Genomic DNA, 17,102 nt, shown 5'->3' with positions numbered 1-17,102 from the left:
CCCCAGCAGGAGAATGTATAATTCCATTTTTTACTTATCTAATTCAGTAATTTGTTGTTCAACTTGTGCATTACTACGAAATTCATCATATGTTGTATCTGCACGATCAACTACTCCATTTTCAGTTAAATAAATCAAACGATTAGCAATTGTTTGGATAAATTGATGATCATGTGAGGCAAAGAGAATTGAGCCTTTATAATCGATCAAACCATCATTTAAAGCAGTAATTGATTCCAAATCCAAGTGATTAGTTGGATCATCTAATAATAATACGTTGGCCTTTAATAACATCATCTTAGATAACATGACACGAACCTTTTCACCACCAGATAAGACATTAACCATTTTGGTAACGTCATCTCCAGAGAACAACATCCGTCCTAAGAAACCACGCAAGAAAGTATCGTCATCTTCACCCTTTTCAGCAAATTGACGTAGCCAATCAATAATCGGTGTTTCTTCATCGAACATTTCATTAAAGTCTTTAGGAAGATATGCTTGGCTTGTAGTTACCCCCCAAGTTATCGTTCCTGAATCAGGAATTATTTCACCAGTTAAAACCTTAAACAAGGCAGTTGTTATCATATCATTCTTGGCCAGAAACGCCACTTTGTCATCTTTGTTTAAAATAAAACTAACATTCTTTAAAATCTGTTTACCATCGATAGTAACAGATAAATTATCAACCTGTAATAAATCATTCCCAATTTCGCGATTAGGTACAAATTTGATAAATGGATAACGTCTTGAACTTGGTTGAATGTCATCTAATGTTATTTTATCAAGCATTTTTTTACGTGAAGTTGCTTGTTTTGACTTGGATGCATTGGCTGAGAAACGAGCGATAAAATCTTGTAATTCTTTGATTTTTTCTTCTTTTTTAGCATTTTGATCTTGCATCATTTGTTGAGCTAATTGTGATGATTGTAACCAAAAATCATAATTACCAGCGTATAATTGAATCTTGCTATAATCAAGATCAGCCATATAGGTACAAACCTTGTTCAAGAAATAACGGTCATGAGATACAACTATGACAGTATTTTCAAAATTTATTAAAAATTCTTCTAACCAATCGATTGAATCGACATCCAGTCCATTAGTAGGTTCATCTAATAGTAAAACATCAGGTTTACCAAACAAAGCCTGAGCCAATAATACTTTGATTTTTTGTCCCGCAGTTAAAGTGGACATTTTTTCTTGATGTAAACTTTCAGGAATATTTAACCCTTGCAACATTTGAGAAGCTTCACCTTCGGCTTCCCAACCACCTTTTTCAGCAAACTCTGATTCTAATTCGGCGGCTTTAATACCATCTGCTTCATTAAAATCTGGTTTAGCATAAATAGCATCTTTTTCTTGCATAATCTTATACAAATCTGTATGACCCATGATGACCGTTTCCATGACTGTATAGTCATCGTAATCAAAATGGTTTTGCTTCAACGTTGCTAATCTTTCATTAGGTCCTAATTTTACAGTACCTGTGGAAGGAGTTATTTCACCTGATAATACCTTCAAAAAGGTTGATTTACCGGCACCATTTGCACCTATTAAACCATAGCAATTACCTGGTGCAAATTTGATATTTACATCTTCAAATAATTTTCGATCAGCAAAGTGCAAACTAACATCACTAACAGTAATCAAATATATATTCCTCATTTCTTCAATGTAGTCTAGCAAGCATTATACGGGCAATTTAAGAGCCTTGCAAGAAATATTTATAATAATTAAAAAAACTTGCTTCCTATATTATAGTAGAAAGTAAGTTTTAATTTAAAATTCTTATTTTAAAGGATGATTTTGGAAATAATCTTCCAAGAAAACCGCTAATCCATCATTAGCATTAGTATCAGTTACATAATTGGCCGTTTGTTTTACTTCTCGTAAAGCATTTCCCATTGCTACTGACATATTTGCTTCTTTCATCATACCTACATCATTCATCCCATCACCAAAAACAAAAGTATGACAAGCATCAATATGACGTTCTTGTTGAATAATTCTTACGGCTGTTCCCTTGTCAGTTTTCAAGGGAATCATTTCAATGTTGTCAAGACCAGACGATGATACTTCTAGCAGATCACTAGCGATCAATTCTTGTTTGGCTTTTTCTAGTTCAACATCATCCCCACGACTAAGTAAGACACCGTTGGTAATCTTATTTTCGACCTCTTTCAATTCACTCAAACTATTAATTTCTCGATAACCAAAAGATTCATCGAAATTGCCCGCGTTTTGGGCAATAAAATGAGGAATCTTCTCAGTAAAATAGGCAGCTTCTGGAGTAAATAGCATCATTGGCATTTTATTTCGATGAGAAATTGAATAAGCCAACTCAACAGCCTCATTACCCATTTTTATAACCTCTCGCCCTTTAGAACCATCAAAAACAGCACCATTCGACGTAATTAAATTAACATCAGGATTTAGTAAATTACGAGTGATTTTTGCTAACTCATACATTCTTCCCGTGGAAATATAAAACATCACATCTTGACTTTGCAATTGTTCAATCGTTGCCTTAGTTCGAGCCGAAACACTCTTGTGATCACTATTTAAAAGAGTTCCATCTAAATCCATAAAAACTAAATATTTTGGCATCACTATTTCCTCACGTATATATTGATTATATATACCATTGTAGCAGTTTTTTTGAAAACGATTACGTTAATTTTCTTTTATTGTTTTGTAAATAACCACTAGTATTCCACCAACCAAAATACCCAACGCATTAGCAATGATATCATTAATATCACTACTTCGATTGATCAGCCAATATTGAGACATATAATACTGAGCTAATTCAATTCCTCCACCGATTACCAAGCCCAATAATCCTACTATGCTGATTGGTATTTGATGAAAAATTTTTTTAATCATAAAACCCAAAGGCATTGTTAAAATTATATTCTCAATAAAACCAGCCCCATGTAAATATAACCGAGTATAATTCACTCGTCCAACTCCCGCTGGCATAACATAAACTGACAATCCATTAAAAGAAATAGGTGTAAACAATATTACACCTAGGCCTGCCATATAGGCTAGACTTACTAAGGTCCAACGACGTTTGTCTGGTTCCTTAATATTATTAGCGGCTAACAACCCACCACCTGCAATCAAAACAAGAATTATAATCAAAGGTAACCAGCGCATAAATTTTCTTCTTTCAATTAATATATGATGAGCCATCATATTATCACAATCACTTAGAAAAATATATATCTACATATTTGAAGGATCACCTGGTAATTTTAATAACTCTGGTTTGCCATAGTAATAGCCTTGTCTTAAATTTATGCCTAATTTATTAATCATTTCTTCGTCTTTTTTATCTTCTACGCCCTCTAAAATTAAACGTAAACCATATTTTTGACTAATCTCTTGCCAACCAAGTAATTTTTCATGAATATGATGATCTTTAAGACTCCTAAAATTTTGTAATGCAAATTTCATTTCCGAGGCCAGTGGCAAAAAGTCACGTATGTTGTTAAAATCATTATCCCCAGTCCCCACGTCATCTAAAGATATTTGCATACCATGTTCCATAAAATTTCGTAGATGTGGTATTAAGGTAATATCCAAATAATTACGGGGTCCCTCTTCCTCAGTTAATTCCACTACTAACTTAGTTGGATAGATTTGCAACTGGCTTTTAATAAGAGCTTGAGTCATTTCTGTGTCCATCAATTGCTCTCTACTAACATTTACAGAACAGTACTCAACTTTCGTCCCTAATATCTTGGTAGTTTTTATTAACAAATCCGAAACCGTATGTAAATCAATTGCCGCAAAAGATTCTGGTAAACGCCAACCTTCTGGGGTCAATTTTTTCATCAAAAGTTCGTATCCAAATATTGCATGAGTTCTAATATCCATCTGTGGTTGTACAAAATATCTATAAACTGTTTTCAATATTCTTATCCTCAATAATTAAGTCAAATTAAAGTCCCAATCTATTACAAATTTAATAAAAATTGGTATATACTCTCAGTATACTCTAATTAGAAAATTAGCGATAAATACAAAAAATATTTATCTTTTATATAGAAAAGTCGTGATAAATTAATGAAAGTAATCATCATTGGATGTACACATGCTGGTATCTCGGCCATGAGACAATGTTTAAAATATTATCCCGAAGCTGACATTACAGTATATGAACGACACGCTGATATATCATATTTATCCTGTGCTACTTACCTACATATCGGTGGTACCGTTAAAGACCTAAAAGACACCCTTTCAACTGATCCAACTGAGTTTATTGATCAGGGTGTCAACATGCGAATGCAATACGATGTAATTGAAGTAAATGCTAAAGATCACACAATCTTTGTCCAAAACCTTCAAACAAAAGAATTATTAAACGACCATTATGATAAATTAATTATCGCAACTGGTTCAAGAACAACAATTCCTGTTATTCCTGGAATTGAAAATCCCAAAGTAATGTTATGCAAAACCTATGCTCAAGCTGACAGATTGTATAAATCCGCTCAAGATTGCAAACAAATTGCCATTTTAGGTGGTGGGTATGCAGGCGTCGAATTAGCCGAAGGATTTATTAAATCAGGTCATGAAGTAACTTTGTTTCAAAAAAATTCAAGGCTTCTTAATGAATATATGGATGAAAATATGTCCCAACAAATTGGAAAGTTACTAAGATCAAATGGAGTTAATGTAATTACCGATTCAAAAGTAACTCGTTTTGAAGATACTTCAGACAATAGAATAGAAGTAACTACTTCTGATAATAAATACCAGTTTGACATGGTTGCCATTTGTCCAGGTGTATTACCTCAATCGGACTTGTTAAAGGGACAGGTTAAATTATCCGATAATGGCGCTATTATTACTAACTCTTATATGGAGACATCTGATCCTGATATCTTCGCTGCCGGTGATGTAACTGAAGTTCATCATAATCTCATGTCAAAATCTCAATATATTCCTTTGGCTTCACATGCTATTCGTCAAGGAACACTTGCCGGAATGAATCTTTTCCAACACAGACTAAAATCTATGGGAACACAGGCCACCGCTGGCATGCTTATTTTTGGAAAGACTATAGCTTGTTCAGGATTAACCTATTCCGCAGCTAAAAAAGCCAATTTTGATGCTCATCATGTCTACTATCAAGGCAATTACCGACCAGATTTTATGCCCACTAATGAAAAAATTAATATTGAGTTAATCTATGATCGTAAGAGTCGTCGTGTTTTAGGCATTCAATTAATGAGTTCTTATGAAGTTGCTCAATCAGCTAACACCGTGTCTGTTCTTATTCAAAATAAAAATACTATTGATGAGATGGCATATGTTGATATGTTATTCTCTCCAAATTTTGATGAACCATTTAATTATCTAAACTTAGTTGCCCAGGCCGCAGTTGATAAAGAATTTGATTATCAAAATCAAAAATAAATACTGTTTAACAAAGAGAGCCAGCAATCAATTCTGATTGCCAGCTCTCTTTTTACTTTCTATTTAAATTAGGTGTATTACGATTATTTCTCATATTCTGTTGTTCACTATCCAAAATATATCGATTAATTAAATCAATTATCTGATTATTCTGTGGTAAGTCAGAATGCTGGGCATCCGAGCCCGAAACCGAAACCGTCGTATAATGCTTTACCCGTCCTTGATAAATATATTTTCCAGCCATAACACTACCTAAAGGAACTAATCCGTCGGAATTATAAGTTTCTGTACCAGCAACAACATAAACATCCAAATTACTTGGCAGTTTCTTACGATCATCGATAAAGTCCGACAACATCTGAGTTTTATGATGAACAGACTTTTCATTGAAATTATAAGGTGATCCGATAGTCATTAACTTTTTTATTTCAATTCGAGAAGAATACTGAGAATAATATTTCTCTAAAAAGGCTGTATAAATCAATCCACCATTAGAATGTCCAATCGCTTTAAAATTATTAAATTTATATTCATTTGATAACGCTTTGAAAGCAATATTAAAACGTCTGGCCTGTTGTTTAATATTACTATAGCCATCATGATTATTTTCGAAACCAACTACGATTATTGGTTCATTATCACCCTGACGAATCTGACCCGTAAAGTGTAATTTATCATCATTTGTAACTTTAACCTTTAACAAACTATGAGGATTTTTCTTACCATTATTTAGTTTCTTAACTAAACTATCGAATCTATTAACTGTAGCAGAACTTCCAGGAATCATAATGACCGGTGACATTTTAGAATTATGCCACTTCATTAAGTCTGAAACATTCTCTCTAGACCAAGCAAGTGACATAAAAATCAATACAAATGATAAGACTACTCCAATAATTGTCCAAATCCATTTTTTAAATTTCTTCATCTTCATTGCCTGCCTCTTCACTAGTTCTATCTGCTAACTTAACAAACGGCATGTATATCATTACGTCCAAAGCAATCAAAATGATACCCAGAATCAAGGCTAACCAATTACCATTTGTTCCAATAAAGGCAATCAATGGACCCGGAGTTCCTGACGGTACAGGATATGCTGCAGCTGGAATCCATCGAATTGATAAAAGTAGCGCTGCTATAGACATATTAATTAATGGTGCAAAGATGAACGGTATTAGAAAAATAGGATTAAAAAGTATTGGTATACCTAACATCATCGAATAATGACTATTAAAAATAGCTGGAAAAATACTCCACTTTGATACTGAGCGATTATTTTGTTTCTTAGAAAAAATTAATATGGCAATAATTAAAGCCAAAATGACACCAGTACCTCCAAAATCAGCAAAACTATGATATAGAGTTGTATCAGTAAACTTAAACGGAACATTCCAAGATGATCCTGCCTTAAGAGCTGCATTCAGATTGGCCAAAGAAGGTGCATCATTAAAAGTTGGACTGTTTACAAAAGGTCCACCAAAAGCAATCCAAGATAAGAAATTAGTCAATACTCCCATTCCCAAAACATACAAAAGAGCATTGGATTGAGTATGTTGCGTTACAAAACTAGCAACATAAGTTGGCGCATCTAATTTCCCCATGAATCCTAATAACACATTGGTAATTGCAGAAAATACAATAACTACTGAGACTGGCTTAATCATTTGAAAAAGCTCATCTTTTTTAGGATTTACTAAAGCAGCTGTGACGCGTCCGCAAAAGTAACCAACAAATAATGAAAATAACATTCCTTGGGACATCAATCTTGAATTGAAATTAGGTATACCTGTATCCGTTGGTTGAAAAGATATAATCAAAAAGGCCATTAACCCGACTGCACCCGCGATTGATGTCTTTTCACCATACATTTTGGCAGTAAAATGAGCCATCCCAAAGGCACCATATAATGCCATCATATCAATTGTACAGTGGAAAGTAACCACCATCACCCAAGCTATACCACGATAATATGGTAGCCAATCAGTAATTTTGAAAATGGATGCCATAAATCCAGTCGGCGTTAAAAAACAAATCTTAATTACCTCAGCAAAACTACCTAATAACATAATAGGAAACATCATCTTCAATGTATCCTGAATAATTCGCATAATTTTGCTACTGTATACTTTTGTAGTAATTCTTAGTAAACGATCCAAATTCAATTCTCCCCTTAATCATTGATTCAAATTAATTAAACCACTTTTTTGTAAAAAAAATACAGTTATAAATGATTTTAAATACCATTAAATGTATGAGTTTTATTGCTAAATTCAAATTTAATGATTATCAATATTTAAAGTTTAATTTAGTAAGCAAACCTCTTGCAACATAGAGATTAATGATGTAAATTAATAATTGTAATAAAGGTTTTATACAAATAAATTTTGTACAATCAATCTTATTTTTGAAATTGAAAGGATGTTCATAATGAAAATAGATATTAAACCAGAAGCACAAACATACTTAGCAAACAAAATCCCTGCTGGTGTTAGAATGATTCTAACTACTGACGATGGTTCAAATAAATATTCTAGCTTAGGTGGTAGTTGTGCCATCGGTGATAAATTTCAATTAGTCGTCCTTAAAGACGCTGATCCTGACTACACTGTTCCTTTGGAGAATAACGCTGGTTATGAAATGAGTACCTCTCCTTCTGATGAAGACTTATTAAGTAATGGATTGAATATTTCACTTTGGCACAACGCTTTAGCTTTAAAGGATAACAGTGGTATTCTTGACGGTGCATTATCAGTTGTTGATTGGAGAAATGTTAAACCTGAGACTGCTGATGAACGCCGTAAGAAGATGGAGACTCTTGGCGATCAAATTTGTTAATAAATAGCAATATAAAAAATATTTGATTTAAAAATAAAAATGACAGCTCATTAACTATTCAAATAGTTGATGAGCTGTCATTTTTATAACAAAGATTATCCCCCAAATTTTTTACCCAATCACGTATTGACTAGCAACCCATTCATTAGTTGCAACTCGATAATATGTTATGCCATTAACAACTCTAGTTTGATCTGTTGCCCATGGTGTATTGTTAGACAAGCCTCTATTTGTCACAGGAGACATGCTCCCATCACTTTGCAAAGCCATTAGAGGAACATAAACACCAGAATTATTGTTAACAGTAATGACACCTTTTGGTGGTAAATCTGGCGTTTGATAGCTCGTGAAATAGTTATCATAAAGTTGAGAAACATCAAAATAGCCATAACTACCATTAAATGTATAAGTATCTGACCATTGCCAACCATGATGTGTTGAATATTCTGTTAGATCAGTAGCATTATATGGATATGAGGCAATCCACCCCTGATCAACATTCATTACGGTTCCAACCCATGAACCCATTGTATAAATGGTTGATCGATAACCATACTTAGCAACCTCAGTCATAAAGGCGGAATTATCAGCATCGTTTTGCGATTCTGAAAGATGGCTTTGTTCAGAGCTTTCAACATCAACAGCCAAAACCGCACCACTTGGCAATCCATCTTCTTGAGCCATTTTTGCCGCAAAATCAGCTTCCGCAGTAGCTCCCGCAACTGAGTTATATCTAGCATAATGATATCCGTTAACATATAACCCGGCAGACTGAGCGTTTTTAATTGCTATCGCAGCGTCAGCGTCTTTATATGAAGCTCCTTCACTAATTTTAGTAACCATCGCTTTTACACCGTAGTTATTATGCATATCTTGGAAATTGGAAATGGTCATTTCCCCATTGTTATTTGATACATCTACCATATCCATTCTAGCCGCCTCAACATTTGTTGCACAGAAAAACAATATTACCAAAGCCATTGTCATAGAAACAAGTGCAATAAACCTTTTCTTCAAAACCATAGAATTCCTCTCCCTTTTGTTGCTTCAGCAACATAAGAAAGTATAGTTCAGCTTTTTTTATAATTGTAAAAAGTTACACATATGTCTAAAAAAGATAATCTAAGTAATAGAAACGTAACAGAAAAGTAAACAAATTCAATCTATTATTTGATAAATAATAAATACTTTAAAAGTAAAAAGATTCCTAACTGATGATCTAAAACCATCAATTAGGAATCTTTATTTTAAATCGTTAATTCAATTTGATTTCCTTCAGGATCACAAATAACACTTTCATAATAGCCATCTCCTGTGACACGAGGCCCACTTAGATGCTTAAAACCAGCATCAGAAATTCTTTTAGTTAATTCATTGACCCTTTCTTTAGAACCTAGGGACATGGCAATGTGCATGTACCCTAATGGATAACCGTCTTCATGATGCTTATTTAAATCATCCCTAGTACCAACTTCAAGTCTAGCCCCATCAGGAAATGTTAAAAATCGTGATGAAAATGTTGTTACTGGATTATGATACTTCTCTGAAGCTTTTGCTTCAAAAAAAGTTTCATAAAACTCAACCGTTTTTTCCAAATCCCTCACAAAAAGACCAACGTGTTCAATCCTCATAAAATCCCTCTAATCTAATTTACGATATTTATATTTGTTAGTATAACTAACCTTTTGACCAGCTTTTAAAACGATATTTCCGAAATCATTGTGATTAATTGCATCTGGCAAATATTGTAATTCCATAGCCAATGAGCTGTAATTATTTCCACTAGCCTTATCTTTAGTATTAGCAGTAAAAATAACCATTCCATTTCGATCAGTATACAAATCAATAGCTCGATGTTCAGATTTAATAGTTGCAGCTTTATTAGCTACCACAAAGGTATCATCATATTCCACTTTATTCAAAGGCTTTAATTGTTTCAACCCTTGACCAATCTTTTTAAAGTTTTTGAAATCATAAGCATTAATAGTGGAAAGTAGCTTACCCGTTGGAATTTTTTCATCATCAACATCCAAAAATTTTTTAGCATTAATTTGTAACTGTTGTTGTTTAATATTCTCATCGTCAACATCGAAATAAACGTGGCAAGTAGGATTAAATAATGTATCATGATCAGTTTCAGCAGTATAAGTAATTGTCACTTCATTATCATCATTAAGAGTGTACTTTATCTTAACCTTTAATATTCCAGGAAAACCATCTTCTCCATTCACTGTATGGCTAAATATAACTGAATTATCAAAACTTTCACTATCAAAATTCTGATATTGCAAACCATTATTCCCACCATGCAACAAATTATTTCCATCATTAGGTTTCATTTTATATTCAACATTGTCAATACTGAACCTTGCATCCTTGATCCGCCCTGCAACACGGCCAATGGTCTTCCCATTTTGATATGGTGTATTGATGTAATCATCAATATTATCAAAGTGCTCAATTAAAGAATGTTTCTGACCGTCTTCTACAACTTCAAAGTCTTGCCATGTTGCAGCATAGCTTAAAAGACTAATACTCATTTGATTTTTGTTTGTAATTTTATATAAATAAACCGGTTGAGTACCAATCTTTCCAAAAACTTTTCTCTCAACTGACATGATATTACCCACCTTTATCCGAGATAGCTTAAATTCAAAGCCTTTTTAATGTTCTCTAAAGTTACTTGTGACGTATCTTCAAAATTAATATCAGCTTCACTTAAAATCCTAGGATCGCCGATACCTAATGAAATTGCACCTGAACCATTGATAGATTTTATTCCCGCAACTGCATCTTCAAGTCCAATACACTCTTCAGGTTTAAGATTCAATACTTCAGCTGCACGAGTATAAATTTCAGGATCTGGTTTCCCATGAGTTAACGTCGCTGGATCTACACGTTGATCGAAATATTTAGCTAAATCTAATTTCTCTAGAACGTATGGAGAATTTTTAGAAGATGAGGCCAAAGAGATCAAATATCCATGGTCTGAAATATTCTTAATAAATTCCTCCATACCTGGTAAAATCTGAGATTTATCCAATGAATCTAGCAAATGGATATAATTCTCATTTTTTTTATTAGCGTAATATTCTTTTTGTTCTTCAGTGTATGCGTTTTCTTTATGACCATATTTTAAAATTAGATTTAATGAATCCATACGGCCAACACCTTTAAGTTGATTACCAAGATCATCAGTCCATTTTACACCCAACTCATCTGCCAATTGGTGCCAAGCTATACCATGATACGTTGAAGTATTGGCAATCACTCCATCCAGATCAAATAAAAAACCCTTAATTTGTTCAAATTCTACCATTTATATTAACTCTCCTTTTATAAAAAAGTGCCTGAACAATTATTCAGACACTTTCAATTTACATTATTTAAGCGTACGTACTTTGTCATAGACTTTGATTTCTACTGGATCTCCAGAAATCAATTTAAAATGTGGACCATCCTTTTCAACATCAACCTCAATCACACGGCCTTTAAACACTTGTCTGAAGGAATAACTGTTCCACTTCTTAGGTAGGAATGGCTTATAACTTAAAGTCCCATCATCGTGAACCCGCATACCCGCGAATCCTTGAACCATTGCAAGCCAACCACCAGTCATTGACGTTATATGTAAACCATCTGCAGTATCGTTATTATAATTGTCTAAGTCCAGTCTAGCGGTTCTTTCATATAATGCAACCGCTTTCTCTTCATAGTGAAGATCAGCAGCAAGAACTGAATGAATTGCTGGAGACAAACTTGATTCGTGAACTGTTAATGGTTCATAGAAATCAAAATTACGTTTCTTTTCACGTTCAGTAAAATCATCAATAAAATCCCAAATCCCTTGTAAAACATCACCTTGTTTAATATATGGCGAACGTAAGATTTTATCCCATGACCAATGTTGATTAATTGGTAATTGATCCTTTGGAATAGCACTGACAGGTTCAATGTCCTTATCCAGAAAACCATCGTGTTGAACAAAAATCCCTAAATTCTCATCATAAGGTAGATACATCTTGTCAACAATATCTTGCCATTGTTTTCTTTCTTCCATAGAAATATCCAACTTAGCAAGTTGTCCATCTGATACCTCATCTAGTATCTGTAACGTATACTTCAGAGTCCATTTAGCTAAGAAGTTAGTGTACCAGTTATTATCTACATTATTTTCATATTCATCAGGACCCGTAACGCCATGAATCATATACTTATTATTACGCTTACTAAAGTGAACTCTATCTGCCCAGAAACGTGACATTTCTGTCAAGATCTTACTACCCTCGTGAAGAACAAATGATTTATCGCCTGTATAACGAGTGTAATTATAAATTGCAAAGGCAATATCACCATTACGATGAATTTCTTCAAAAGTAATTTCCCACTCATTATGACATTCAATACCATTAAAGGTAACCATTGGATACAAAGCACCCTTCAAGCCTTGTTGTTGAGCATTGACATAAGCACCCTTTAATTGATTGTAACGATACATCAAAAGATTCCTTGAAACCTCAGGTTTAGAAACCCCTAAGTATACTGGAATACAAAATGCTTCAGTATCCCAATATGTTGCTCCACCATACTTTTCACCAGTGAAACCTTTTGGACCAATATTCAAACGTGAATCTTCACCTGAATAAGTTGTGAATAATCCAAAGAGATTAAAACGCATACCTTGTTGAGCATCTGTATCGCCATCAATTTTAATATCTGATTGATTCCAACGTTGCTCCCAAACATTTGTATGAGCTGATAATAAGTCGTCATAACTTGTTTGGCTAACTTTTGCGATCATACCTTCCAATGCATCTTTTAGATCATCAACATTTTCATAATCACGTGATGTTACAACTAATACTCTTTTTTCAATCACAGCGCTTACATTCGGCTGTAAAGAAGTTTCAAATGTCTTACTTGTTTCTAAATCAGTTACTTTTTGATCAATTTCCTTCATATCGGTTACATAACTTACTTGCATACCTGAAGTAAATCTTGGAGTACCAAAATCATTAGGTTTAGTTTCAGCAATCAATTGTTCGTTATCGATATCAAGAACTTGCCAGAACCTTTCGTCATAGTTAGCATCTTCATTCTTAACATCCGCATCAAGACTAGAAATAACCTTGATATCAACTATCTTATCTGAAACATTTTCAAAACTTACTTTCTGAACTGATAGTTCCTTTTGGGCCACACTTAGAAATCTAACAAAGTTGAACTTAATTTTAGATTCTCCTTTAGTGACAATAAAGGAACGTGTCAAAGTAGCATTTTTCATATTCAAATCAAGTGTAAAATCACTGATTGTATCCTTATTCAAATCTAGCTTTGATCCATTAATCAGAAAATTCATTTTAATGAAATTAACCGCGTTGATTACTTTACCAAAATACTTAGGATAACCATTCTTCCACCAGCCAACACGAGTCTTATCTGGATACCAAATTCCGGCTAGATAAATTCCAGAAAGACTATCACCTGTATAATCTTCTTCAAAGTTACCTCGCATCCCCATATAACCATTGCCCAAGCTAGTTAAACTTTCTTGAAGCCGTTTATTTTCTTTGTCTAACTTATGCGTAACGATATTCCAAGGTGCCACATCAAATATTCTTTGCATCTAAAATATTCCTCCTACAAACATAAAAAAATATTATTTTTCAATTCTTCAAAAAGATTTTCTTACCACAATTCTTATTATTATTCAGCATAATATTTGTTGCAATCGTTTTCACAATGTTACCGATAACAACTTTCTAGTCTTTCTTTGACTGATAAATAATGAATCCCTTAGGAGATAAATCTACATTATGACTATTGTTTATAGATAAGTTTTTAAGCAAAACATCTCCATTAATAGATACATTTCTACTCTGATCACCTATATTAAAAATACCGGTTATTGAATGATCATTTATTTTACGACTGAGAATCAAAACACCTGGCTGATGATTATCCCAATTCATATTGCCTTCAGAAAAAACAACGCTGTTCTTTTTTCTGAAATCAACTAACTGTTTAAAGAAGTTATATAAATCCGTATCTTGTTGATCTTTATCCCAGATCATACACTTACGACACCCCGGATCATCTCCACCAGTCATACCGTATTCATCTCCATAATAAATACAAGGAACACCTGGTTGTAAATAAGTGAAGGCTAGAACTTCTTTTTCCAAATCCTTATCATTATTAGCAACTGTCAAAATACGCGCTGTATCATGAGAATCTAAAATATTGAATTGAACTTGATTAGTTTGCTTGCGATAAAGCATCAATTGATTATTAAGATTCGACATGAATTGTGAAGTTGTTAAAGAGTTTTTGATGAAATATTCTTTAATGGAATCTGTATATGCATAATTCATGACGGCACTGAATTGATCCCCATTCAACCAACTTTGAGAGGAATGCCAAATCTCCCCTAAAAGATAGAAGTCTTTTTTGGTTGCGTCACAAGTTCTACGAACGTCCCTCCAAAACTCGTGATCTATCTCATTGGCTACATCAAACCTCCAAGCATCAATATCAAATTCTTCAATCCAATATTTAATTACTTTTAAAAGATAATCTTTTACTTCTGGATTAGCAGTATTTAATTTGGGCATATGAGGAGTTGTGTCAAACACGTCATACGTTATATTCGTTGCATCTTCAAAGTTCTTTCCTGGAGTGTAAGTAACTGGAAATTTATTTATATGAAACCAATCTGCATATTCAGACTGATCTTCATTTTGAATTACATCTTGCCATTGTGGAGAGTCGTCTCCAATATGATTGAATACAGCATCTAACATGATTTTTATTCCACGTTTGTGGCATTCATTTACTAATTTTTTGAACAGAGTCTTATCACCAAAACTAGGATCAATTTCAAAATAATCAATTGTATCGTATTTATGATTTGAAGAAGCCTTAAATATTGGACAGAAATAAATTCCATTAATGCCTAGATCAACTAAGTGATCTAAATGATCTAATACTCCCTTCAAGTCTCCACCAAAGAAGTCTTGAGGACTAGGATCTTTTGAACCCCAAGGTAAGGTATTTTCAGGATCATTGGTTGAATCTCCATTAGCAAAACGCTCTGGAAAAATTTGATACCAGACCGTATTCTTAACCCACTTTGGTGCCTTAAAACGATCAACTTCATGAAAATAAGGTAACTTGAAATAATTATTGTCTTGATTCAAGGCCTCTTGACTAAACTCAACATATCCTTGATCTCCATACAATAATTCTGTTTTATCAAAACCTATAATATGAAAAATATATGCGGCTCGTTTAAATGGTTCACTTATTTCTATCTCCCAATAATCATATAATTCAGTTTTTAGAGTCAATTTCATATCAATTGAATTTTCTTGCCATTTTTCCTTATCGATCGTATAGGTATCACCATGAATAACACTAACTTTTTCCACATCTTTATGAGCTGTTCTCAAACGTAAATGCAACAAATTAGATTTATATAAAAAAGCATATTCACTTTCAGGTCTATGATAAATAGCTGCTATATTCATAAAATACCGTCCTTAATTAAGGGAAAAACTCCACAAAAAATAATTTCAATACATTATGTAGTGAGTTATCCTTTGCAGAGCCTTCTCAAAACAAATTTTTTTAAAAGAAAAGGTAATCAGGCAAATTCCCTAATTACCTTTTTTAATTTATTAAACTAAATAATTGTTTCTTCCGTATCTTTGTCAAAGTAATGTGCTTTAGTCATTTCAAAAGCCATCTCAACACTATCACCAGGTTGATGATGATCACGAGAATCAACTTTTGCAATAAAGTCTGTACCTCCGACTTGGGAGTAGAGGATCGACTCAGCACCCAATAATTCAGAAACTTGAATATTAGCATTAATTATAGCATCAGGAAATGCTTGAATAGCAACCTCTTCAGCATGTACATCTTCTGGACGAATACCAAATGTAAGTTCTTTACCAACATAGCCCTTCTTTTCAAGAATCTTATATTGTCCTTCAGGAACAGCAATATTTAAACCTTGATCATTAACAATTTTTCCATCTTCAAGTTTAACATCAAAGAAGTTAGTTGCAGGTGAACCAATAAATCCGGCAACAAACTTATTTGCAGGTTTACTGTACAATTCAGAAGGTGTACCAACTTGTTGAATTCTACCATCACTCATAATAACAATTCGATCAGCCATAGTCATGGCTTCAACTTGATCATGAGTAACATAGATAAAGTTACGTCCCAAACGTTGGTGCAATTGAGCAATTTCAGTACGCATTTGAACTCTCAACTTGGCATCCAAGTTTGATAATGGCTCATCAAGCAGGAATAAATTGGCATCACGAACAATTGCACGGCCCAAAGCAACACGCTGTCTTTGACCACCGGATAAAGCAGCTGGTTTTCTTTCAAGATAAGGTGTTAATCCCAAAATTTCAGCAGCATTTTCAACGCGCTTTTTAGTATCTTCCTTATCATTTTTACGAATGTTTAATCCAAAAGCCATATTATCAAAGACTGACATATGTGGATACAATGCATAGTTTTGGAAAACCATTGCGATATCACGATCTTTAGGCGAAACATCGTTCATAACTTTGTCATCCATCTTAAAATCACCTTTTGAGATGTCCTCCAAGCCAGCTATCATACGCAATGTGGTGGATTTACCACACCCGGAAGGTCCAACGAAGACAATAAATTCACCATCTTTAATGTCTAGGTTGAAATCACTAACTGAATAGTCAGTATTACCTTGATAGCGTTTGTAAATGTGTTCCAAATTTATTTTTACCATTTTTAACGCTCCTTTTATTTTTTGACTTCCAGTTAACTAATAA

At 33.5% G+C, this 17,102-nt stretch carries 15 protein-coding genes; 2 read left to right on the top strand and 13 right to left on the bottom strand.

All coding sequences use genetic code 11. The features are described from left to right. Positions 1-30 precede the first annotated feature (30 nt). The 4 genes from CBP76_RS03835 to CBP76_RS03820 form a co-directional block, all read right to left on the bottom strand. A complete protein-coding gene (locus CBP76_RS03835) occupies positions 31-1,653 on the bottom strand; it encodes an ABC-F family ATP-binding cassette domain-containing protein (RefSeq protein ID WP_102195620.1) in 1,623 nt (540 codons plus the stop codon). Between the two features lie 138 nt (positions 1,654-1,791). After that, complete coding sequence (locus CBP76_RS03830) at positions 1,792-2,610, bottom strand: HAD family hydrolase (protein WP_102195619.1); 819 nt, start codon at positions 2,608-2,610, stop codon at positions 1,792-1,794. A gap of 66 nt (positions 2,611-2,676) precedes the next feature. Further along, positions 2,677-3,165 carry a VanZ family protein gene (locus CBP76_RS03825; protein ID WP_102195618.1) on the bottom strand — a complete coding sequence of 163 codons (489 nt, stop codon included), beginning with the start codon at positions 3,163-3,165 and terminating at the stop codon, positions 2,677-2,679. A gap of 69 nt (positions 3,166-3,234) precedes the next feature. Continuing rightward, positions 3,235-3,924 carry an EAL domain-containing protein gene (locus CBP76_RS03820; protein WP_102195617.1) on the bottom strand — a complete coding sequence of 230 codons (690 nt, stop codon included), beginning with the start codon at positions 3,922-3,924 and terminating at the stop codon, positions 3,235-3,237. 153 nt (positions 3,925-4,077) lie between these two features. Between CBP76_RS03820 and CBP76_RS03815 the strand changes: the two genes are divergently transcribed. Further along, the gene (locus CBP76_RS03815; RefSeq protein WP_102195616.1) at positions 4,078-5,436 is read left to right on the top strand and encodes an FAD-dependent oxidoreductase; all 1,359 of its coding nucleotides are present in this window, start codon (positions 4,078-4,080) and stop codon (positions 5,434-5,436) included. Positions 5,437-5,488: 52 nt separating this feature from the next. Here CBP76_RS03815 and CBP76_RS03810 read toward each other — a convergent pair whose 3' ends face one another. Continuing rightward, on the bottom strand, positions 5,489-6,370 hold the full coding sequence (locus CBP76_RS03810) for an alpha/beta hydrolase (protein WP_102195615.1): 882 nt from the start codon (positions 6,368-6,370) through the stop codon (positions 5,489-5,491). Further along, positions 6,351-7,592: a PTS transporter subunit EIIC gene (locus CBP76_RS03805; RefSeq protein ID WP_102195614.1), complete on the bottom strand. Its 1,242-nt coding sequence runs from the start codon at positions 7,590-7,592 to the stop codon at positions 6,351-6,353. Before CBP76_RS03805 ends, CBP76_RS03810 begins: the two co-directional genes overlap by 20 nt. A 271-nt stretch (positions 7,593-7,863) precedes the next feature. Here CBP76_RS03805 and CBP76_RS03800 point away from each other — a divergent pair, with 271 nt between their 5' ends. Beyond that, complete coding sequence (locus CBP76_RS03800; protein ID WP_102195613.1) at positions 7,864-8,271, top strand: iron-sulfur cluster biosynthesis family protein; 408 nt, start codon at positions 7,864-7,866, stop codon at positions 8,269-8,271. Between the two features lie 111 nt (positions 8,272-8,382). On the opposite strand, the gene CBP76_RS03795 is transcribed toward CBP76_RS03800, so the two are convergent. The 7 genes from CBP76_RS03795 to CBP76_RS03765 all read right to left on the bottom strand — a co-directional run bounded on the left by CBP76_RS03795 (position 8,383) and on the right by CBP76_RS03765 (position 17,059). Further along, positions 8,383-9,294 carry a GH25 family lysozyme gene (locus CBP76_RS03795; protein ID WP_102195612.1) on the bottom strand — a complete coding sequence of 304 codons (912 nt, stop codon included), beginning with the start codon at positions 9,292-9,294 and terminating at the stop codon, positions 8,383-8,385. 224 nt (positions 9,295-9,518) lie between these two features. Beyond that, positions 9,519-9,902 carry a VOC family protein gene (locus CBP76_RS03790; protein ID WP_102195611.1) on the bottom strand — a complete coding sequence of 128 codons (384 nt, stop codon included), beginning with the start codon at positions 9,900-9,902 and terminating at the stop codon, positions 9,519-9,521. Between the two features lie 9 nt (positions 9,903-9,911). Continuing rightward, positions 9,912-10,889, bottom strand: a complete 978-nt coding sequence (locus CBP76_RS03785) for an aldose epimerase family protein (protein ID WP_102195610.1) — start codon at positions 10,887-10,889, stop codon at positions 9,912-9,914. A 14-nt stretch (positions 10,890-10,903) separates the two neighbouring features. Further along, positions 10,904-11,590, bottom strand: a complete 687-nt coding sequence (gene pgmB / locus CBP76_RS03780) for a beta-phosphoglucomutase (protein WP_102195609.1) — start codon at positions 11,588-11,590, stop codon at positions 10,904-10,906. Between the two features lie 63 nt (positions 11,591-11,653). After that, positions 11,654-13,897 carry a glycoside hydrolase family 65 protein gene (locus tag CBP76_RS03775; protein ID WP_102195608.1) on the bottom strand — a complete coding sequence of 748 codons (2,244 nt, stop codon included), beginning with the start codon at positions 13,895-13,897 and terminating at the stop codon, positions 11,654-11,656. A gap of 136 nt (positions 13,898-14,033) precedes the next feature. Beyond that, the gene (locus CBP76_RS03770; protein ID WP_102195607.1) at positions 14,034-15,800 is read right to left on the bottom strand and encodes a glycoside hydrolase family 13 protein; all 1,767 of its coding nucleotides are present in this window, start codon (positions 15,798-15,800) and stop codon (positions 14,034-14,036) included. Between the two features lie 155 nt (positions 15,801-15,955). Continuing rightward, complete coding sequence (locus tag CBP76_RS03765) at positions 15,956-17,059, bottom strand: ABC transporter ATP-binding protein (RefSeq protein WP_102195606.1); 1,104 nt, start codon at positions 17,057-17,059, stop codon at positions 15,956-15,958. Positions 17,060-17,102 lie beyond the last annotated feature (43 nt).

This window comes from Companilactobacillus nuruki, assembly GCF_002872255.1.
GTDB classification, from domain to species: Bacteria; Bacillota; Bacilli; order Lactobacillales; family Lactobacillaceae; genus Companilactobacillus; species Companilactobacillus nuruki.
The sequence above is the reverse complement of the archived record's forward strand: the minus strand, read 5'-3'. Positions and strand labels throughout refer to the sequence as shown.